Annotated in this window: 24 protein-coding genes and 1 pseudogene; 18 read left to right on the top strand and 7 right to left on the bottom strand. The window is 66.8% G+C overall.

From position 1 onward, the window contains the following. The first annotated feature begins 4 nt into the window (after positions 1-4). From csoR to L1088_RS09265, 9 genes are all read left to right on the top strand, one after another. Positions 5-289 (top strand): metal-sensitive transcriptional regulator CsoR, encoded by a 285-nt coding sequence (csoR, locus tag L1088_RS09305; protein WP_038049169.1) that lies wholly within the window; start codon positions 5-7, stop codon positions 287-289. 10 nt (positions 290-299) lie between these two features. Next, positions 300-806, top strand: coding sequence for a DUF305 domain-containing protein (locus L1088_RS09300; protein ID WP_038040327.1), 507 nt, complete (start codon positions 300-302; stop codon positions 804-806). Then, positions 785-3,160: a heavy metal translocating P-type ATPase gene (locus L1088_RS09295; protein ID WP_234554716.1), complete on the top strand. Its 2,376-nt coding sequence runs from the start codon at positions 785-787 to the stop codon at positions 3,158-3,160. The genes L1088_RS09300 and L1088_RS09295 overlap by 22 nt, the downstream gene beginning before the upstream one ends. Positions 3,161-3,196: 36 nt before the next feature. Next, positions 3,197-3,409 carry an SHOCT domain-containing protein gene (locus tag L1088_RS09290; RefSeq protein WP_234554714.1) on the top strand — a complete coding sequence of 71 codons (213 nt, stop codon included), beginning with the start codon at positions 3,197-3,199 and terminating at the stop codon, positions 3,407-3,409. Continuing rightward, positions 3,406-4,101: a response regulator gene (locus L1088_RS09285; protein ID WP_234554713.1), complete on the top strand. Its 696-nt coding sequence runs from the start codon at positions 3,406-3,408 to the stop codon at positions 4,099-4,101. The genes L1088_RS09290 and L1088_RS09285 overlap by 4 nt, the downstream gene beginning before the upstream one ends. Next, positions 4,067-5,206 (top strand): sensor histidine kinase, encoded by a 1,140-nt coding sequence (locus L1088_RS09280; RefSeq protein WP_234554712.1) that lies wholly within the window; start codon positions 4,067-4,069, stop codon positions 5,204-5,206. The genes L1088_RS09285 and L1088_RS09280 overlap by 35 nt, the downstream gene beginning before the upstream one ends. Positions 5,207-5,216: 10 nt before the next feature. Further along, the gene (locus tag L1088_RS09275) at positions 5,217-5,732 is read left to right on the top strand and encodes a CueP family metal-binding protein (RefSeq protein ID WP_234554711.1); all 516 of its coding nucleotides are present in this window, start codon (positions 5,217-5,219) and stop codon (positions 5,730-5,732) included. 6 nt (positions 5,733-5,738) lie between these two features. Beyond that, positions 5,739-5,978 (top strand): hypothetical protein, encoded by a 240-nt coding sequence (locus tag L1088_RS09270; RefSeq protein ID WP_234554710.1) that lies wholly within the window; start codon positions 5,739-5,741, stop codon positions 5,976-5,978. A gap of 164 nt (positions 5,979-6,142) precedes the next feature. After that, complete coding sequence (locus L1088_RS09265) at positions 6,143-6,475, top strand: hypothetical protein (protein WP_234554709.1); 333 nt, start codon at positions 6,143-6,145, stop codon at positions 6,473-6,475. A gap of 3 nt (positions 6,476-6,478) precedes the next feature. Here the strand turns inward: L1088_RS09265 and L1088_RS09260 are convergent, their stop codons facing one another. Together L1088_RS09260 and L1088_RS09255 are read right to left on the bottom strand one after the other, a co-directional pair. Continuing rightward, the gene (locus L1088_RS09260; RefSeq protein WP_234554708.1) at positions 6,479-7,114 is read right to left on the bottom strand and encodes a class I SAM-dependent methyltransferase; all 636 of its coding nucleotides are present in this window, start codon (positions 7,112-7,114) and stop codon (positions 6,479-6,481) included. 1 nt (position 7,115) lies between these two features. Continuing rightward, complete coding sequence (locus L1088_RS09255) at positions 7,116-7,940, bottom strand: urease accessory protein UreH domain-containing protein (RefSeq protein WP_234554707.1); 825 nt, start codon at positions 7,938-7,940, stop codon at positions 7,116-7,118. A 99-nt stretch (positions 7,941-8,039) separates the two neighbouring features. Between L1088_RS09255 and L1088_RS09250 the strand changes: the two genes are divergently transcribed. The 9 genes and pseudogenes from L1088_RS09250 to L1088_RS09205 all read left to right on the top strand — a co-directional run bounded on the left by L1088_RS09250 (position 8,040) and on the right by L1088_RS09205 (position 15,526). Then, entirely contained in the window at positions 8,040-8,279 is a 240-nt protein-coding gene (locus tag L1088_RS09250; RefSeq protein WP_135257568.1) for an SHOCT domain-containing protein, read from the top strand. Further along, positions 8,276-8,929: a peptidase M4 gene (locus L1088_RS09245; RefSeq protein WP_234554706.1), complete on the top strand. Its 654-nt coding sequence runs from the start codon at positions 8,276-8,278 to the stop codon at positions 8,927-8,929. The genes L1088_RS09250 and L1088_RS09245 overlap by 4 nt, the downstream gene beginning before the upstream one ends. Positions 8,930-9,070: 141 nt before the next feature. Beyond that, the gene (locus tag L1088_RS09240; RefSeq protein ID WP_234554703.1) at positions 9,071-9,460 is read left to right on the top strand and encodes a DUF302 domain-containing protein; all 390 of its coding nucleotides are present in this window, start codon (positions 9,071-9,073) and stop codon (positions 9,458-9,460) included. A gap of 57 nt (positions 9,461-9,517) precedes the next feature. Then, positions 9,518-10,922, top strand: a pseudogene (locus L1088_RS09235) (multicopper oxidase family protein). Then, a complete protein-coding gene (locus L1088_RS09225; RefSeq protein ID WP_234554697.1) occupies positions 10,922-12,958 on the top strand; it encodes a heavy metal translocating P-type ATPase in 2,037 nt (678 codons plus the stop codon). Before L1088_RS09235 ends, L1088_RS09225 begins: the two are co-directional and overlap by 1 nt. Positions 12,959-12,973: 15 nt before the next feature. Beyond that, positions 12,974-14,188, top strand: coding sequence for an aminotransferase class V-fold PLP-dependent enzyme (locus L1088_RS09220; RefSeq protein ID WP_234554696.1), 1,215 nt, complete (start codon positions 12,974-12,976; stop codon positions 14,186-14,188). Positions 14,189-14,199: 11 nt separating this feature from the next. Next, positions 14,200-14,616, top strand: a complete 417-nt coding sequence (gene sufU / locus L1088_RS09215) for a Fe-S cluster assembly sulfur transfer protein SufU (RefSeq protein WP_234554694.1) — start codon at positions 14,200-14,202, stop codon at positions 14,614-14,616. Continuing rightward, on the top strand, positions 14,613-14,816 hold the full coding sequence (locus tag L1088_RS09210; RefSeq protein WP_038049159.1) for a hypothetical protein: 204 nt from the start codon (positions 14,613-14,615) through the stop codon (positions 14,814-14,816). Before sufU ends, L1088_RS09210 begins: the two co-directional genes overlap by 4 nt. Continuing rightward, positions 14,813-15,526, top strand: coding sequence for an alpha/beta fold hydrolase (locus L1088_RS09205; RefSeq protein ID WP_234554692.1), 714 nt, complete (start codon positions 14,813-14,815; stop codon positions 15,524-15,526). The genes L1088_RS09210 and L1088_RS09205 overlap by 4 nt, the downstream gene beginning before the upstream one ends. Here L1088_RS09205 and L1088_RS09200 read toward each other — a convergent pair. The 5 genes from L1088_RS09200 to pyrF form a co-directional block, all read right to left on the bottom strand. Beyond that, positions 15,523-16,053 carry a Uma2 family endonuclease gene (locus tag L1088_RS09200; protein WP_234554691.1) on the bottom strand — a complete coding sequence of 177 codons (531 nt, stop codon included), beginning with the start codon at positions 16,051-16,053 and terminating at the stop codon, positions 15,523-15,525. The genes L1088_RS09205 and L1088_RS09200 overlap by 4 nt on opposite strands. Positions 16,054-16,120: 67 nt before the next feature. Further along, positions 16,121-17,089 carry an NAD(P)H-dependent glycerol-3-phosphate dehydrogenase gene (locus tag L1088_RS09195; protein WP_234554690.1) on the bottom strand — a complete coding sequence of 323 codons (969 nt, stop codon included), beginning with the start codon at positions 17,087-17,089 and terminating at the stop codon, positions 16,121-16,123. Next, complete coding sequence (locus L1088_RS09190) at positions 17,086-18,099, bottom strand: hypothetical protein (RefSeq protein WP_234554689.1); 1,014 nt, start codon at positions 18,097-18,099, stop codon at positions 17,086-17,088. The genes L1088_RS09195 and L1088_RS09190 overlap by 4 nt, the downstream gene beginning before the upstream one ends. 3 nt (positions 18,100-18,102) lie before the next feature. Beyond that, the gene (pyrE, locus tag L1088_RS09185) at positions 18,103-18,654 is read right to left on the bottom strand and encodes an orotate phosphoribosyltransferase (protein ID WP_234554688.1); all 552 of its coding nucleotides are present in this window, start codon (positions 18,652-18,654) and stop codon (positions 18,103-18,105) included. Positions 18,655-18,659: 5 nt separating this feature from the next. Further along, entirely contained in the window at positions 18,660-19,433 is a 774-nt protein-coding gene (gene pyrF, locus L1088_RS09180; protein ID WP_234554687.1) for an orotidine-5'-phosphate decarboxylase, read from the bottom strand. Positions 19,434-19,514: the final 81 nt, after the last annotated feature.

Below are 19,514 nucleotides of genomic sequence, written 5' to 3'. Positions count from 1 at the left end.
GTCCATGCCCCACGACCACCTTCACCTGGACCCCAAGGTGCGGGAAGAGGCCAAAAGGCGCCTTCTCTCCGCCAAAGGCCACCTGGAGGGCATCCTGCGCATGCTGGAAGACCCCCACGTCTACTGCGTGGACGTGCTGAAGCAGCTGAAGGCGGTGGAGGGCGCTTTGGACCGGGTGGGGGAGATGGTCCTAAGGGCCCACCTCCGGGACCACGTGGCCACCGCCCACGAGCGGGGGGACGTGGAGGAGATCGTGGAGGAGCTGATGGAAGCCCTCAAGTACCGTTAGGAGGTAAACCATGCGCCTTTTTACCCTGCTGGTAGCCCTTTTCCTGCCCGCCTTGGCCCAGCACGTCCATACCCCGGTGGGGGATGCCGGAGAAAGGGCTTTCCTCTCGGGCATGATCGCCCACCACGAGGGGGCCCTGGAGATGGCCCGCTACGCCCTGGAAAAGGCTAAGGACCGGGAGGTGCGGGCCTGGGCCGAGGCCATCCTCAAGGAACAGGAGCGGGAAATCGCCCTCATGCGGAGCTGGCTCCCCAGCCTGGGCGGGCTGGACCAAGCCGCCTACGCCGCCATGGGGAAGGAGATGGCGGCCATGCTCCAAGAGCTCAAGAGGGCCAAGGACCCTGACCGGGCCTTCGTGGAGCTCATGCTCCTGCACCACAAGGGCGCGGTGGAGATGGCCCTCGCCGTGCTCCCCACCGCCAAGGATCGGCGGGTCTTGGACCTGGCCCGGGATATCATCCTGGCCCAGGCCAAGGAGATGCACGCCTTTAGGCTATGGCTCTTGAGGCAAAGGTAAAAGTCAGGGGCATGACCTGCGCCTCGTGCGTGGCGCGGGTGGAAAGGGCGCTCCAGCGCGCCCCTGGGGTGGAGGAGGCCCGGGTCAACCTCGCCACCGAGGAAGCCTTTTTGCGCCTCCAGGAAGGCGTGGACCTCAAAGAGGTACTGAAGCAGGTGGAGGAGGCGGGCTACGAGCCCGTGGTGGCCCGGGCGGAGATCCCCATCCGGGGCATGACCTGCGCCGCCTGCGCGGCCCGGGTGGAAAGGGCCCTGAAGGGGCTACCCGGGGTGCTTGCCGCCCACGTGAACCTGGCCACGGAGAAGGTCTCCTTGGAGTACCTCCCGGACACCGTGACCCTCCCCCGCCTGCACCAGGCCATCCGGGAGGCGGGGTACGAGCCCCTGGAGGTAGCCCAAGAGGAGAGGAAGGCCCCCGCTTACCCCTTGGATCTCCTCATCGCCCTGCCCTTTGCCTTCCTCACCCTTCTCCTCGCCATGGGGCCCATGCTCCTTCCCCTTCCCCACGTTCCCCCACTCCTCCAGGTCCTCACCGCCCTCCCCGTCCTCTACGCGGGCCGGCGCTTCTTCCGCCAGGCCCTGGCGGAGATCCGGCACCGTTCTCTGGGCATGAGCACCCTGGTGGCCCTGGGGGCAGGAAGCGCCTACCTCTACTCCTTTTTGGTCCTGCTCTTTCCCACCCTTTTCCCGGAGGAGGCCCGCCATCTCTACCTCGAGGCGGGGGCGGTGATCCTGGCCCTGATCCTTTTGGGCAAGCACCTGGAGGAAAAGGCCAAGGGGAAGGCCTCAGAGGCCATCCGCAAGCTCCTTTCCTTACGGCCCAAGACCGCCCGGGTGGTCCAGGAGGGGGAGGAAAGGGAGATCCCCGCTGAGGCCCTTATCCCTGGGGATCTGGTGCGGGTCCTCCCTGGCGAGCGCATCCCCGCCGATGGGGTGGTGGTGGAGGGCTTCAGCCACGTGGACGAGGCCATGCTCACCGGGGAGCCCATCCCCAAGGCCAAGGGGCCGGGGGATGAGGTGGTGGGGGGCACGGTGAACGGGGAAGGTCCCCTCCTCATCCGGGTAAGCCGGGTGGGCGAGGCCACGGTCCTGGCCCAGATGGCCCGCCTGGTGGAGGAGGCCCAGGCCTACAAGCCCCGGGTGCAGGAGGTGGCGGACCGCATCGCGGGCATCTTCGTGCCCATCGTGCTCCTCATCGGCCTTTTCACCTTCGGCCTCTGGCTCCTTTTGGGGCCTGGCCTCTCCTACGCCTTCGTGGCCCTTCTTTCCGTGCTCCTCATCGCCTGCCCCTGCGCCATGGGCCTGGCCACCCCGGCGGCCATCGCCGTGGCCACGGGGCGGGCGGCGCAGATGGGCCTCCTCTTCCGCAAGGGCCAGGCCCTGGAAAGCCTCGCCCGGGCGGACACCGTGGTCCTGGACAAAACCGGGACCCTGACCCAGGGGAAGCCCACCCTCACGGAAACCCTTGGGTTTGCCCTGGACCCCAAGGAGGCCCTGCGGCTCGCCGCCGCCTTGGAAAGGGAAAGCGAGCACCCCCTCGCCAAGGCGGTTTTGGAAGCGGCTCAGCACCTCCCCCTACCCGAGGCCGAAGGGGTGCGGGCCCTGCCCGGGGAGGGCCTCGAGGGGGTGGTGGAGGGCCGGAGGCTTTACCTGGGGGGTCCAGCCCTCATGGAGCGGCTCGGGGTACCCCTTCCCCGGGAGGCCCAGGCGCTTTCCCAGAAGGGCTACACTCCCCTTTACCTGGCGGATGGGGAGAGGCTTTTGGCCGCCTTTGGGGTCTTTGACCCCCCCAAGCCCGAGGCGGGGGAGGTGGTGGCGGCCCTGAAGCGTCTGGGCCTCAAGCCCGTCCTCCTCACCGGGGACCACCCCATCCCGGCCAGGCGGGTGGCCGAGGCCTTGGGCATAGGGGAGGTGCTGGCCGGGGTGCGCCCTGAGGGGAAGGTGGAGGCCATAAGGCGCCTCCAAGCGGAGGGGCGGAAGGTAATCTTCGTGGGGGACGGCCTCAACGACGCCGCCGCCTTGGCCCAGGCCGATGCGGGCGTCGCCCTGGCCTCGGGCACGGACATCGCGGTGGAGGCCGGGGATGTGATCCTGCTTTCGCCCAGCTTGGAAGGGTTGGTGCACGCCATCCTCCTCTCCCGGCGCACCTTAAGGACCATCTACCTCAACTTCTTCTGGGCCTACGCCTACAACCTCCTCCTCATCCCCGTGGCGGCTGGGGCTCTCTACCCCTTCACTGGGCTTCTTCTGAACCCCATGCTGGCGGCCGGGGCCATGAGCCTTTCCAGCCTCTTCGTGCTCACCAACTCCTTGAGGCTGAGGGGATTCCAACCGAAGAGCTTAACTGGAGCTTAACCGGCTCCGGCTAAGGTGAAACGGGAGGTGATGGGTATGTGGTGGTGCGGCAACTGGGGGTACATGGGTTGGTGGGGGCCCTTTTTCGGGCTTCTCTGGTTCGTCCTCCTGGGCCTCTTCGTCTACTGGCTGGTCCGGAGCCTGGTGCCGGAACGTCGGGACAGGGCCCTGGAGATCCTCAAGGAGCGGTACGCCCGGGGGGAGATCGACAAGGAAACCTTTGAGCGCATGAAGCGCGAGCTCGCATGAGGGTTCTCCTGGTGGACGACGACCCAGCCCTCCTCGAGGTCCTGGGGGCCTACCTGAGGGGGGCTGGGTTTGAGGTGCTGGAGGCACAGGATGGGGAAAAGGCCCTGGAGCTTTTTCCCCGGGCCGATCTCGTCGTCCTGGACCTCATGCTGCCCAAGTTGGATGGCTTCAAGGTCCTGGAGGAGGTGCGCCGGGAAAGGCCCGAGCTTCCCATCCTCATGTTGACCGCCAGGGGGGAGGAGGAGGAAAGGGTGAAGGGGCTGGAGCTAGGAGCCGATGACTACGTGGTCAAGCCCTTCAGCCCCAAGGAGGTGGTGGCCCGGGTCAAGGCCCTCCTAAGGCGAGCCGGCCTCAAGGAGGAGCTCAGCTATGGCCCCTTGCGCCTTTTTCCCAAGGAGCGGCAGGCCTACCTGAAGGGCAAGCCCCTTCCCCTTTCCCAGCTGGAGTTCGACCTCCTCCTCACCCTGGCCCAGCACCCGGGCATGGTCTTCACCCGGGAAAGGCTCTTGGAAAAGGTGTGGGGACCGGACTTCCCGGGCATAGACCGGGTGGTGGACGTGCACATCGCCGCTTTGAGAAAGAAGCTCATGGACGATCCGGAAAACCCCCGCTTCATCGAAACGGTACGGGGAGTGGGGTACCGCTTCCGGGAAACCGATGCGCCCCAAGATAGCTTCGCTGATCTTCGCTAAGCTCTTCCTCAGCCACCTTCTGGTGGCCCTCCTGGCCCTGTTCCTCTTCTTCCTCCTGGCGGAGGCCCTGGCCCCCTCCTTCTACCGGGGGCATGTGGAGCGCATGTACCACGCCCTATCCATGATGGGCGGGCTCATGATGGGCGAAGCCTTAAGGCGGGACCTCGAGGAAGGCCTCCGCTCCACCCTCACCACCGCCCTCCTCGCTGCCCTTCCCCTCTCCGTGGCCGGGGCTGCCCTCTCCGCCTCCTTCGCCAGCCTGCGCTTCTCCCGCACCGCCAGGCTTCTGGCCGAGGGAAGCCGCCGCATGGCCCAAGGGGAGTACCGGGTCCGCCTTCCCCCTCTGGAACGGGACGAGCTCGGCGAGGTGGCCCTTCACTTCAACCGCCTGGCCGAGGCCCTGGAACGGGTGGAACAAAGCCGGGTGGAGCTCATCGGCACCGTGGCCCACGAGCTCAGGACCCCCCTATCTGCCCTGCAAGCCTACGCCGAGGCCCTGGCGGACGGGGTCATGGAGCCCGAAAAAGCAGCGGAAAGGATCCAGCAGGAAGTGCGGGCCATGAGCCGGCTGATCCGGGATCTCTCCCTGGTTTCCCAGGTGGAATCGGGGGCTGTGGAGCTTCACCCCGAGCCCCTGGATCCCAAAGGCCTCCTGGAACAGGCGGCGGAACGCTTCCGCCCCGCCTTCCAGGCCAAGGGAGTGGCCCTGGAAGTGGCGGCCCCCTCCTTTCTCCCCCGGGTCTGGGCCGATGCGGAACGGACCCTCCAGGTGCTCGCCAACCTGCTTTCCAACGCCCTTCGCCACACTCCAGAGGGGGGAAGGGTGAGGCTTGGGGCGGAAAGGACAGGCCAGGCAGTGGTCTTCAGCGTGGAGGACACAGGGCCCGGCATCCCCGAGGATCACCTTCCCCGCATCTTTGAGCGCTTCTACCGCATCGACCCCTCCCGCAGCCGTCAAGACGGGGGAACCGGAGTGGGCCTCACCATCGCCAAGAGCCTGGTAGAAGCCATGGGGGGGAGGATCTGGGTGGAAAGCCAGCTGGGCCGGGGAAGCGTTTTCCGCTTCACCCTGCCCCTTTACACAGGCTTAACGGGAAAGGCTTAGGGTGGGAGCCATGAAGAAGCTTCTGGCGCTTGCCCTAGGCGTGGCTTTAGGCCTGGCCCAGACTCCCTCCCCCGAGGCCCTCAAAGGCCTGAAGCCCGAAGAGGCTCTAGCCCTGGCCAAGCGGTGGCGGCAGGAAGGGCAAAGGGTGGTGAGCTACGTGACCCCCGAGGCCTTTTTTTTCGAGTTCCCGGACGGCCGCAAGGCCCAGGTGGCCCTTAAGGACCGCTTCCTTCTGGCGGTGGCCCCTTACGTCAGCCGCACCCACCCCTGCCAGGTCCACTACTTCTCCAGCTGCACCGGGGAACTCCAGGAGGAAGTCTTTGAGGTCCGGGTGCTGGAGGGGGAAAAGGAGGTGCTCAAGACCCAGGTCAAAACGGGGAAGGACGGGTTCTTTGAGCTCTGGCTTCCCCGAAACCGCCGCTACACCCTAGAGATCCGCTGGGGGAACCTGGCAGCCACCGGCTCCGTGGCCACCTTCAGCCAAAGCCCCACCTGCCTTACCAGCCTCCGCCTGGCCTCACGGTAGAACGCCATGCGCCTCTTAACCTTCGCCCTCTTCCTCGGCATGGCCCTGGCCCAAACTCCCTTGGGTCCGGTGCCCACCCGGGATGTTCACGCCCTTTTGTGGCACTCCTCGGGAGCCTTGCTCCTGGGCCATCACGACGGCATCGTTGCCTGGTACAACGCCACTCCCCAGGACCTGGTGCGGCGGGACTGGGACGCCATGAACCTGGCCTGGGGAGGCGAACGCCTTATCGCGTCCGGGCACTGAATCCTTGCGGAAAGCCGTGATCTCAAGCGCTTCCGCGACCTAAGACCTAAGGGCCTTCCCGCCCTGGACCTCCACGCCTATGCCATCGATCCCAGGAAGCCTGAGGTCCACTACACTCTAGAGGCCGCCTACGCCCACTTCCGCAACCGGGACGGCGGGCAGACTTGGGCAAAGCTCCCCGCCCGAGGCCTGCCCAAAGCGAGGATGGCCTTCTTCCTGGAGGACCAAAAGGGCCGCCTCTGGGCTTCCCTTATGGGAGCAAGGATGGGGGCGAAAGCTTCCGCCCCATTCCCTCCCCTGACCCCGCCCCGGGACCCCTGGCCCTCTCTCCTTCGGACACCCTGTACCTGGGAGGAAAGCTCAGCCTCTGGCGGCGGACGGAAGCGGGGTGGCGCAGGATCTGGCAGGGAGCGGTCTTGGCCCTGGCCGCCCATCCCCAAGAGGAGGGTTTGCTGGCCTGGGTGGACGAAAGGGGCACCCTCTGGCAGGGGTGCTGAGAGCTATCCCTTCCAGGCCACCCCGGCCACGTGGGGGGCCACCAGGGGAAGGGGCAGGACGAAGGCTTCTGCCTCCACCTGGGCAAAGCCGGCTTCCCGGATGAGGCTCAAGGTTTCCCGGTTGGGGTGGCAGCCGTCCCCCAAAAACCCCCATAAGGGGCAGAGGAGGTCCTGGGCCCGGCGCAGGGAAGAGCCCCGGGGAGCGGCCACGTGCTCCAGGAAGACAAACCGCCCCCCGGGCTTCAACACCCTGAGGATCTCCGCCAAAGCCGCCCTGGGATCCGCCACCGAGCAGAGGACCAAGGTGGCCACCACCGCCTCCACGCTTTCCTCGGGCAGGGGAAGGGCCTCCGCCTGGCCCCAAAGGACCTCCCCGGAAAGCCCCCTAAGCCTCAGGGCCCGCTCCAGGTGGGGGTGAAGGTAGGGGTTGGGCTCGAGGCCAATCCAGTAAACGCCGTCCGGCAGATAGGCCAGGTTAACCCCCGTCCCCGGGCCGATCTCCAAAACCTTCCCCGCCAGGCCTCCCAGGAGTTTCTTCCGCCAGGGTTCGCTCAAGCCCAGGTGCCCACGGGAAAGGGCGGGAAGGAGGGCAGCGAATAACCGAGCCCTTAAGCCCCTCTTAGTCCCCATGACTCCCATGCTAGAGGTTCCAGTAAAGAACCGTGTCCAAAATCCCCAAAGCCACAAAGACGGCTCCTGCGCCCCTTAGAAGGCGGCTTCCCACACGCCGCATTCCCTTAAGGGCCTGGCCCCGGCCCATGCGGGCGAAGAGGAGGAGAAGCAAACCCAGGGGAAAGCCCGTCCCCAAAGCGAAAAGAAGGGGAAAGAGAAACCCAAAGGGCGAGGCCAGGGCCAAGGGAAGGAGAAGCCCGAAGAAGAGCCAGAAGAGGGTGGGGCAGAAGGCCAGGCCGTAAACCCCTCCCAGGGCCAGGGGCCCAAGAAGCCCACCCCACGCCCCCACCCGGGCCGCCCAGCGCTCTGGTCCCGTCCAAGCCAGGGGCCAGCGCATCACTCCCAAAAGGCCCAGGCCCACCAGGACCATAAAGGGCCCCAGGGCCAGCCGCACCGGGCGGAAGATGGCCCCGGGGTTGTCCAGGGTCCCGCCCAAAACGAAGAGAACCACCCCGGCGAGCACCAGGTAGGTGAAGGCCTTCCCCAGAAGAAAGGCCAGAAACCTGAGCCAGACCCTTCCCTCGAGGGCGGCTGAAACCAAGTAGGTCAGGGCGCTGGCCCCGGTGGTGATCTGGCAGGGGACGAAGGCTGCTAGGACCCCCAGGAGAAAAGCGGAAAGCCAAGGAACCCCCACCTCCCGCCTCAGGCCATCCACCCAGGGAGCCAAGAGAGCGTACAGGGTGTTGGCCGTTCGGTAAAGGCTTCGGGAAACCTCCTCCAGCAGCCCGCTTCCCAGGGCCAATCCCACCAGGCCTAGGACAACAAGACCAAGCGCCAGCAGCCCTCTTCGCATGCCCACCAGCTTAAGGGCCAAACGTTAAGCGCCGGTAAAACCCCTTTATGCCAGCTTAACAATACCGGCCTAGGGTACAGGTGGAGGTGGATCGTGGGCATGATGGGTTGGGGCAGCATGGGTTTCGGGTGGTTCTTCGGGCTTCTCAACATGCTCCTGGTGCTGGCTCTCTTGGGGCTTCTCCTGTACCTGGGCCTTCGGGCCTGGGAACGGGGAAGCGGGGAGCCGAGAAAGGATGCGGCTCTGGAAGCCCTGCGCCTCCGGTACGCCAGGGGCGAGCTGGACGAGGAAACCTACAAAAGGTTACGCAAGGAACTGGAAAAGGGAGGTGGAGCATGAAACGCTACGGTTTAACTTTAGGAGTTCTGGCCCTTATGCTTTTAGGCCTTGCCCTCACCCAGGGCATGATGGGGGGTTTTGGTCCGGGGATGATGGGTTACGGCCCGCAGTACGGTCCGGGGATGATGGGCTACGGCATGATGGGCGGCCACGGGATGATGGGCATGATGGCGGTCTATCCCCCGGAAGCCCAGCCCCTTCCCCAGAAAGAGGTCAAGGCGCGGGTGGAAGCCTACGCCAAGCGCATCTACCCGGGGGCACGCCTTCAGGACTTCATGGCCTTCAGCCAAAACTACTACGCCCAAGTGGTGGACGAGAAGGGGCAGGGGCTCTTTGAACTCATCGCCGACCGCTACACTGGGGTGGTTTCCCTAGAGCCCGGCCCCAACATGATGTGGAACGCCCGTTTCGGTATGATGACCTATTTCACCCCGGCCCCGCCGCGCTACAATCTGGAGGCGGCCCGGAAGCTGGCCGAGGAGTTCCTTGCCGGCTACCTCCCGGGGGCCCGGGTGCTGGAGGGGAGCACCTTCCCCGGCTACTATACCTTTGACTTCGGCCGCAAGGAGGTGGAGGGTATGCTCTCGGTCAACGCCTACACGGGGGAGGTCTGGCTCCACACCTGGCACGGCTTCTTCTTAGGGGAGTGACCCCAGTAAGGCCCCTACCTGGGGCAGCTACCCCAGGTAGGGGCTCGGAATCCTTCCTATACCCCCTCTAAACCGTTCACTGCCGCTTTCACGAAATGCCTTTCTCTCAAGCTCGGCTACACTTTGGGTAGGGAGGGTACCATGACGGACTTAAGGAAAACCCTGAAGACCAGCCTGGCCGAGGCCCGGGCCCGCCTGGAAGCCGCCTTGAAGGAAGAGGGGTTCGGCATCCTCACGGAGATCGACGTTTCCGCCACCCTGAAGGCCCGGTTGGGCCTGGAAAGGCCCCCTTACCTGATCCTGGGAGCCTGCAACCCGAGCCTCGCCGCCAAGGCCCTCGAGGCCGAACCCGATATCGGCCTCCTCCTTCCCTGCAATGCGGTGCTAAAGGAAGGCGAGGAAGGGGTGGAAATCCTCCTCCAAGACCCCAGGAACATGTTCCAGGTCCTTTCTCAGGAAAAGCAGGCGGCGCTCAAACCGGTGGTGGAAGAGGCCAGAAATCGTCTGGAAAAAGTCTTGACTCGGCTCTAGAGGGTTTCGAAGGGACCTTTATACTTCCTTTACAAACCTCCCCTACCCTGTGGAGGTATGAATGCGGATCGCCGAACCCTTTTAAAGCTCACCGCAGGCCTCCTCCTCTCCCCCCTGGCCAGGGGCCAGGCCTCCTTTCCCGAGCCCCCGGTTATCAAAAGCCGGGAAGGGGTGTTACAGGTGCGGTTGAAGGTGGCCCCCACTTCCGTTGCCGTAGCCGGGCGGGAAGCCCAGCTTTGGACCTACGGGGGCAGCTTCCCGGGGCCTACCCTTCGGGTACGCCCTGGGGACACGGTTCGCCTCGAGCTGGAAAACCTCCTTCCCGAGCCCACGAACCTACACTGGCACGGGCTTCCCATCTCCCCTAGGGTGGACGACCCCTTATTGGAAATCCCGCCCAAGGAGATCTGGAGTTACGCCTTCACCGTCCCTCAGGACCTGGCGGGCACCTTCTGGTACCATCCCCACCTGCACGGGCGGGTAGCCCCCCAGCTCTTCGCTGGGCTGGCGGGGGCCATGGTGGTGGAAAGCCCGCTGGACGGAATCCCTGAGCTCCGGGAAGCCGAGGAGCACCTTTTGGTTTTAAAGGACCTGGAGCTTGTGGGAGGCCGCCCCGCCCCCTATTCCCCCATGGACTGGATCAACGGCAAGGAAGGGAACCTCCTCCTGGTCAACGGGGCTTCCCGCCCCACCTTGCGGGCCGGCAAGGCCACCTTGCGCCTCCGCCTCCTGAACGCCAGCAACGCCCGCTACTACCGCCTCGGGTTGGAAGGGCATCCCCTTTACCTCATCGCCAGCGACGGAGGCTTCCTGGAGGAACCCTATGAGGTCCCCGAACTTCTCTTGGCCCCCGGGGAACGGGCAGAGGTCCTGGTGCGCTTCCAGAAGGAAGGGGCCTTCCGCCTCCTCGCCCTGCCCTACGACCGAGGGGCCCACATGATGGGCGGGATGGAGCACATGGGCCACGGGGGGATGTCCATGGGGGCAAGCCCCAGCGGCCCNCCCCCCCCTCCCCCGCGGGCCCCCGCCCCGCCCCAAACCCCTCCCCCTGCCCAAGGCCTTGGCCAAACTGCCCGCCCCCAACCCCAACCAGGCCAGGGTGACCCGGCGCCTCACCCTCACGGAGGACATGAGGGCCGGGAAGTTCTTCATCAACGGCCAAACCTTTGATCACCTCCGCGTGGACTTCCAGGGACGGGCGGGGGACCTCGAGGTGTGGGAGGTGGAAAACCAAGGGGACATGGACCACCCCTTCCACCTGCACACCCACCCCTTCCAGGTCCTCTCGGTGAACGGCAAAGCTCTTCCTTACCGCGCCCTCAAGGACGTGGTCAACCTCAAGGCCAAGGAAGTGGTGCGCCTTCTGGTTCCCCTTAGGAACCTGCCCGGGAAGACCGTCTTCCACTGCCACATCGTGGAGCACGAGGACCGGGGCATGATGGGGGTATTGGAGGTGGTCTAATGCATCCCCACCCCCATCCCCAGCCTCCCCCTGCCTCCTCCCAGGCCCAGGACCGGCATGCGGGCCACACCCCGGAGATGTTCCGAGACCGCTTCCTGGTCTCGCTTCTCCTCACCCTGCCGGTCCTCTACACCTCCGAGGAGGTGCGGGGTCTCCTCGGCTTTCCCCCTTGGAAGGGAGCCTCCTGGATCCCCCTCCTCCTGGGAACCCTGATCTACCTCTATGGCGGGGTCGTCTTCCTCCAGGGAGCTATTCGGGAGCTTAGGGGCAGGCGGCCGGGGATGATGACCCTGGTGGCCCTGGGGATCAGCGTGGCCTATGTCTACAGCCTGTCCGTGGAGCTGGGCCCCAAGGTAGCTCTGCTGACCGAGGGGAAGCCCTTCTGGTGGGAACTGGCCACCCTGGTGGACGTGATGCTCCTCGGCCACTTCCTGGAGATGAAGGCCATCCTGGGAGCGGGGGAGGCTTTAAAAGCCTTGGCCAAACTGATGCCCCAGACGGCCCATCGCCTGCGGGACGGCCGGATCGAGGATGTACCCACCAGCGCCCTTCGGGAGGGGAACCTCATCCTCATCCGCCCGGGGGAGCAGGTGCCCGCAGACGGGGTGGTGGTGGAAGGGGCCACCAGCATGAACGAGGCCTTCCTCACCGGGGAGTCCCGGCCCGTGGCCAAGGGGGTAGGGGACGAGGTCCTGGCCGGGGCGTTAAACGGGGAGGGCGCCATCCAGGTCCGGGTAACCCGCACCGGAACCTCCACCACCTTAGGCCAGATCATGCGCCTGGTGGAGGAAGCCCAGGCCTCCCGAAGCCGCTTCCAGGACCTGGGCGACCGGGCAGCGGGGTGGCTTTTCTACCTGGCGGTGCTGGGGGGAAGCGCCACCCTCCTTCTTTGGCTTGCGGCCAACGCTTCCTTGTCCTTTGCCCTGGAGCGGGCGGTGACCGTGGTGGTCATCGCCTGCCCCCACGCCTTGGGCCTGGCCATACCCTTGGTGGTGGTTAACGCCACAGCCATGGCCGCCCAAAGAGGGATCCTCATCCGCAACCGGGAGGCCTTTGAAAGGGCCACGGGCCTGCAGTACGTGGCCCTGGACAAGACCGGGACCCTCACCGAAGGGCGGTTCGAGGTGCGGGGGGTGTACGCGGAGGGCCTCGAGGAGGAGAGGGCCCTGGCCTTGGCCGCGGCCCTCGAGGCCTTCTCCGAACATCCCCTGGCCGAGGCCATCCGCGAGCACGCCAAGGCCCACCTGGGCCCTGAAACCCCCCTTCCTTCCCCCACCGGGGTACAGGCCGTGCCGGGCAAAGGGGTGGAGGGATACCTGGATGGACGGCTGTACCGGGTGGGCCGGCCAGAGTGGGCCAAGGAGCTGGGCCTTTCCCCCTCCCCCTATCTTGCCCAGGCCCTGGGGGAAATAGAGGCCCGGGGGGAAAGCGCGGTAGCACTCATGAACGAAACCCGCCTCCTCGCCCTTTTCGCTCTCCGCGACCGCCCGCGCCCTTCGGCCCGGGAGGCGATAAAGCGCTTAAAGGCCCTGGGCCTCACCCCTGTGATGGTCACCGGGGACGCCGAGGCGGTGGCGGAAACCCTGGCTGCAGAGCTGGGTATCGCCCTCTACCACGCCCGGGTCCTGCCCCAGGACAAGGCCCGGATCGTGCGGGAGCTAAAGTCCCAAGGCCCCACGGCCTTCGTGGGAGACGGCATCAACGATGCCCCTGCCCTCCTGGAGGCGGACCTCGGGGTGGCCATCGGGGCGGGCACCCACGTGGCCATGGAATCCGCCGATGTGGTGCTGGTCAAAAGCGACCCCCTGGACGTGGTCCGCCTCCTCCATCTGGCCCAGGCCACCCGTAGGAAAATGCTCCAAAACCTCTTCTGGGCCACGGGGTACAACGCCATCGCCCTGCCCCTGGCTGCGGGCGTGGCCTACCCCTTGGGTCTCCTCTTCCCGCCGGCCCTCGGAGCCCTCTTCATGAGCCTCTCCACCGTGGTGGTGGCCTTCAACGCCCTTCTCCTAAGGCGGGCACACCTGGATGCCTAGGGCTAGACTGGAGGCATGGACTTCACCACCTTAAGGGAGGACTTCCCCTTGATTGCGGGGCGGCCGGATCTGGTCTACCTGGACTCCGCCGCCACCAGCCAAAAGCCCAAGCGGGTCCTGGAAGCCCTGGACCGCTACTACAAGGAACTCAACGCCAACGTCCACCGCGGGGCCTACCGCCTCTCCGTGGCCGCCACCGAGGCCTACGAGGAGGCCCGGCGCCGCCTGGCCCGCTTCCTCAATGCCGAAGAGCGGGAGATCATCTTCGTGCGCAACACCACCGAGGCCATGAACCTGGTGGCCTACGCCTGGGGGCTGAGGAACCTGAAGGAAGGGGACGAGATCCTGGTCACGGAGATGGAGCACCATGCGGGGCTCGTGCCCTGGCACCTGGTGGCGGGGCTTACGGGGGCAAAGGTCAAGGCCATCCCCCTCACCGAGGAAGGGCGGCTGGACCTAAGCGCCCTGGACGCCCTCCTCACGGATAGGGTGAAGGTGGTTTCCCTGGTGCACATGTCCAATGTGCTCGGCACCATCAACCCCGTGGCGGAGATCGCCAGGAGGGCCAAGGCGGCCGGGGCCCTGGTGGTGGTGGATGGGGCCCAAAGCGCCCCCCACCTCCCCGTGGACGTGAAGGCCCTGGGGGCCGACTTCTTTGCCCTCTCGGGGCACAAGATGCTGGGGCCCACGGGGGCCGGGGTGCTCTTTGGGCGGTACGAGGTGCTGGAGGGGATGATGCCTTTCCTGGGCGGGGGAGAGATGATCCGAGAGGTCCACGTGGACCGCTCCACCTACGCCCCCCCGCCCCAGCGCTTTGAAGCCGGCACCCCACCCATCGCCGAGGCCATCGCCCTGGGGGAAGCGGCCCAGTACCTGATGGAAATCGGCATGGAGCGGGTGTTCGCCCACGACCGGGCCCTTTTGGACTACGCCCTGAAGCGCCTTGCGGAGGTGCCGGACCTGAAGGTCTACGGACCTATGGGGCCGGACCGGGGCGGGGTCATCCCCTTCACCTTAGGGCGGCTTCACGCCCACGACCTGGCCACCCTCCTGGACGGGGAGGGGATTGCAGTGCGGGCCGGGCACCACTGCGCCCAGCCCCTGCACCGCAAGCTGGGCCTGGCCGCCACGGCCCGGGCGAGCTTCTACCTCTACAACACCTTCGAGGAGGTGGACCGCTTCGTGGAAGCCCTCCTCCGCATCCATACCCGGTACCGGGCCTGGCTATAATGGGGGAATCCATGAGCGTCCTTGACGAGCTCTACCGGGAGATCATCCTTAAGCACTACCAAAGCCCCAAGAACTTTGGGGTCCTGCCCCAGGCCACCAAGGTGGCGGGAGGCATGAACCCCTCCTGCGGGGACCAGGTGGAGGTGATGGTGCGGCTGGAAGGGGATACCATCGCCGACATCCGCTTCCAGGGCCAGGGGTGCGCCATCAGCACCGCCAGCGCCTCCATGATGACCGAGCTGGTGAAGGGGAAGAAGGTGGCGGAGGCCCTGGAGCTTTCCAAGAAGTTCCAGGCCATGGTGGTGGAGGGCGCCCCCCCGGACCCCGCCCTGGGGGACCTCTTGGCCCTCCAAGGGGTGGCCAAGCTCCCCGCCCGGGTGAAGTGCGCCACCCTGGCCTGGCACGCCCTCGAGGAGGCCCTAAGGTGAAGCGCTACCCCGCCCACAAGGTCACGCCCCTTCTGGTGCAGTACCCGGACCTGATGGAGGTCTGGAAGGAAGCCGCCCAGGCGGAGCTCTTGCGGGCGGAAACCCGGGATGGGAAAAACTACGTGGTGGTGAAAGACCCAAGCCTCATCGCCCGGCTCAAGGCCCTGGGCGTGGAGGGCGAGCCCGTGGAGGAGGTATGACCCGCGGCCTGGTCTTCCTGCACGCCTTTCCCTACAACCCCCGCATGTGGGAGAAGGAGGTGGCCTACTTCCGGGGGAGGCTTCCGGTCCTTGCCCCCCACTACCTGGGCCTTCCCCTCTCCGAGGCGGCGGAGAAAGTCCTAGGGGAGATGGACGAGGCGGGGATGGAGGAGGCGGTCTTCGTGGGGCTTTCCATGGGGGGCTACCTCATCTTTGAGCTCTGGCGGAAGGCCCCCGAGCGCTTTTTGGGCCTCGTCCTGGCGGACACCCGCGCAGGAGCGGACACGGAGGAGGGCAAAAAAAACCGCTTGGCCCTTAGGGAGCGGGTGCTGCAGGAAGGGGTGGATTTCCTCCCCGAGGCCCTTCTCCCAAGCCACCTGGGCAAGACCACACAGGAGGAGAAGCCCGAGGTGGTGGCAAGGGCCAGGGCCCTCATCCTCGAGGCCACCCCCGAGGCGGTGGCCGGTAGCCTCCTGGCCCTGGCGGAACGGCCCGACTCCACCCCCCTGCTCCCCGGGATGCGCCGTCCGGCCCTGGTCCTGGTGGGGGAGGAAGATACCCTCACCCCGCCCGAGGAGGCCAAGCGCATGGCCAGGGCCCTGCCCGACGCCCGGTTGCTCATCCTCCCTGAGGCCGGGCACCTGGCCAACCTGGAAAACCCCAAGGCCTTCCGCACGGCCCTTCTCGGCTTTTTGGCCGAGGTGCTCTAAAGGCGGAAGGCCTCCTCGGCCCGCAACACGAGGTCCAGACAGGGGATTAAGGCCTCTTCCCCTTCCTCCTCCGCAAAGCCCTCGGGGGTCCTGCGGTAGAGGGTGAAGCGGCGGGCCTCGAGGTCCACCAGGAGGTACACCTCTAGGCTAGACAGGGTTTCGTAAAGGGCCCGCTTCTCCCGGCGGTCCTGGGCTTCGGTGGCGGTGGAAAGGACCTCCACCACCAAGCACGGGGCTTCCTCATAGTAGGGGTGGGGCGGCCCTGGGGCGCAGACCACCATCACGTCCGGGTAGTAGACCGCCTCATCCCGGATCCTAAGCTTCATGTCGCTCATGTACACCCGGCACCCCTTGGCCCTGGCCGCCTCCAGGAGGCGGGCGGCGATGTTGAGGGCCACCCGGTTGTGCAGGGCGCTGGCCCCGGCCATGGCGTAGAGGCGGCCCCGCAGGTACTCCCGCTTCACCGGGGAACGGGCCTCCTCCTCCAGGTAGGCCTCCAGGCTTAGGGGGAGCTTCCGGGCCAGCATACCCCCATGATGGCCGAGGGTTCGGCCTGCGAGCAAGCCCTGGAAAAACCCCATCCCCCGAGGGCCCTCACTCCGGCTTGGGCTCCCGGGCCATGAGGGCAGAGAGGGCCTTTAGGGGGTCCAGCCCTTCGTAGGCCACCCGGTAGACCGCCTCGGCGATGGGGAGCTCCACCCCGGCCTTCTCCTTCCAGGCCATGAGGGCCTTGACCGCGTAGAGCCCCTCCACCACCCCCCGGTCCTCGAGGCGCTCCAGGGCCTCCCCCCGCACCAGCCTCTCCCCCGCCCCCCGGTTGCGGGAGTGGAGGCTGTAGGCGGTGGCCAGGAGGTCCCCCAGGCCGGAAAGCCCGTAGAAGGTGGCCTCCTCCCCCCCCAGGGCGGTACCGAAGCGCACCATCTCCCTCAGGCCTCGAGTGAGGAGGGCTGCCTTGGCGTTATCCCCCAGGCGGAGCCCGTCCACCATCCCCGCCGCCAGGGCCAGGACGTTCTTGAGGGCCCCGCCCAGCTCCACGCCCCGGAGGTCGGAGCTGGTGTACACCCGGAAGGTGGGGCCGGAAAAGAGCTCCTGCACCCTTTTGGCCAGCTCCAAGGGCCCCGCCGCCACGCTGGCGGTGGGGAGAAAGCGGGCCACCTCCTCCGCGTGGTTGGGCCCGGAAAGGGCGGCCACGGGGCGGCCCGTGAGGGCGGCGATGACCTGGCTCGCCGTCCAAAGCCCTCCCTCCCGGAAGAAAAGGCCCTTGGTGGCCGAGAGGTACCAGGGGGCCAAGGGGAAAACCTTCAGGGTCTCCTCCAAGGCCTTGGAGGGCAGGGCTACCACGGCCAGCTCCGCTCCCATGAGGGCCTCCTCGGGGTCGGCGGTGGGGTAGAGGTAGGCGGGCAAGGCCACCCCCGGCAGGTAGTCCCGGTTCTCCCGCATGGCCCTAAGGGCCTCCGCCTGCTCCTTGCGCCGGACGAGGAGGGCAGTGGGCACGCCCCGGCTCGCCAGGAGCACCCCCAAGGCCGTCCCCCAGGCCCCCGCCCCCAGGATGGCCACCTTCATAGGAGGAAGCTCACCTCCCAGGCCTCGTACCAGGCGGCCAGGAGCAGGAAGAGCGCCCCCAAGTAGAAGGCGAGGAGGAGGCCCCTAAGCCCCTTGCGGTACCCCTCCCCCCCCGCGGTCTTGGCCAGGAGCACGAGGCCGCCAAAGGTCACCAGGATGTAGGCCTGGAGCTCCAGGAGGAGGGTGGGAAGGTGGGCGAGGAAGGCCTGCCCCAGGAGGGCCGGGGAGAGGGCGAAGCCGAAGACGAAGTAGCGGAGGGCGTTCAGGAGAAGCACAGGCACCCCAAAGAACAGGGCGGGCAGAAGCCCGGTGAGGAAGAGGCCCTGGGTGAAGTTCCACTGGAAGATGACCCCGGCGAGGACCAGGATCCCCTTCCCCACTGCCTCTTCAAGCCCGATGGCCTCGAGGGCCCCTCCAAACAGGGCCTGCAGCGCCTGGGCCATCTCCGGCATCCCGTAGGCCAGGAAGGCCCCCAAGGCGAAGAGGCCGTAGAGGAGGAGGTTGGTGAAGAGGTAAAGCCCCCGGTGGGCCCTAATCAGGGCCAGGGCCTCCAGAAGCCAAGCCCTGAAGGGCGAGGGCTGAAAGAGGAGGAAAAGCCAAAAAAGGGTAAGGAGGAGAAACCCCAGGCCCGCCGCGGGGCTGAGGAGGTACGGGGGCAGGGCCATTCCCTCGGGCCGGAAGTAGATCCGCCTGGCCTCTCCCTCCTGCAGGACCACCACCACTTCCCCCACCTCCTCCCCCCTGGCCGCGGGGAAAAAGACCCGGTTGCCCTCCACCCTAGGGCTTTCCAGGTTCAGGGAAAGTCCCTTGGGCGGCGGGGGGAAGAAAGCATAGCGTTCCAGGAGCCTGGGAGCCTCCTCTGGGGAAGCCCTTAGGACTTCCTCCAGCCTTGGGGAAAGCTCCCCCCTAAGCCAGCCCTCCACCGCCCGCCGCGCCACCTCCTCCGGAGCCCCCTGTCCCCAGACCAGGAGGACGAGGCCAAACCCCCAAAGCGCCGCCCAGCGCCCCACCCCTCAGACCTCCTCCAAGGGCAGGCCCTCCCGGCAGAGGGGGCAGGCTTCCTGGGGGTACTGGGGTACCTCCAGCCGGACCAGGGCCCGGAAGGGGACGCCAAAAGCCGCCTCGCCCCCGCTCCGGTCCACGATGGCCCCCACCCCCACCAGCACGCCCCCGCGGGCCTCTGCCGCCCGGATGGCCTTCCTGACGCTTTCCCCCGTGGTCACCACATCCTCCACCGCCAAAAAGCGCTCCCCCGGGTTCACGGTGAGGCCCCGGCGCAGGGTCATGCCCCCTTGCCCGTCCTTCTCGGCGAAGAGGGCCCGGGCCCCCAAGGCCTTGGCCACCACGAAGGAGAGCACCACCCCCCCCAGGGCCGGACCGATGACGAAGTCCACCCCTTCGTCCTCAAAAAGCTTGCCCAGGGCCTCCCCCACCGCCTCCGCGTATAGGGGGTGCTGGAGGAGGGCCGCAGATTGCAAAAAGAGGGGGGAGTGCAACCCCGAGCGCAGAAGGAAGTGGCCCTCCAGGAGGGCCCCCGTCCTGCGGTAAAGCTCAAGAACGTCCATCCCTCCTACTCTACCAAAGCCCTTAGGAGGTCCTCCGCTGCCTTCTTAGCCTCCTCCAGGTCCGGCCTGCCCCCAGGGTAGAAGAGGGCGCGGCTGGCGGCGTTGAGGAGGCCAGAGCCCTTCAGGGGCTTCCCCCCTTGCGCCCCCACCCCGGGGAGGAGGAGGGGCGCCTGGGGAGCCACCTCCCGCACTTCCTGGACAGCCTCTGGATAGGTGGCCCCTACCACCAGCCCTACCCGGCTCCAGGGGCCTTCCATAAGCTCCTTCCCTGCTTCCGCCAAGGCCTCCGCCAGGTGCAGGTAAAGGGGCTTCCCCCCCACGGGGAGGTCCTGCAGGAACCCTGAACCCGGGTTGGAGGTTTTGGCCAGGACGAAGACCGCCCCCCGGCTTTCCCAGGCGGCCTGGAAGAAGGGCTGCAAAGCCTCCAAACCCAGGTAGGGGTTCACGGTGAGGGCGCTTCCGGGAAAGCGCCGCAGGTACGCTTCCGCATAGGCCTCGGCGGTGGAGCCGATATCCCCCCGCTTGCCGTCAAAGATCACCGGCAGGCCCATCACCCGGGCCCCGCTGGCCAGCTCCAGGAGGAGGGCCATCCCCTCGAGGCCCAGGGCCTCAAAAAACGCCAGCTGGAACTTGACCGCGGCCAGGGAGGGCGCCAACGCCTCAAAAACCTCGAGGGCGTAGCGCCTGAGGTGAGGGACGGGCTCCCGGCCGTGAAGGCTTGGCCTCGGGTCCACCCCCAGGACAAGGGGGGGTCGGGAAAGCGCCTCCAGAAAGTCCACGCCTTCCACTATAGCAGGACTTTACCCACATCTCCGTTTCGTGGTAAATCTCCCCTTGCGGGCGCAGCCCGTATCTGGTAC

The organism is Thermus caliditerrae (assembly GCF_021462525.1).
GTDB classification, from domain to species: Bacteria; Deinococcota; Deinococci; order Deinococcales; family Thermaceae; genus Thermus; species Thermus caliditerrae.
This window is presented reverse-complemented; position numbering and strand designations above follow the sequence as displayed.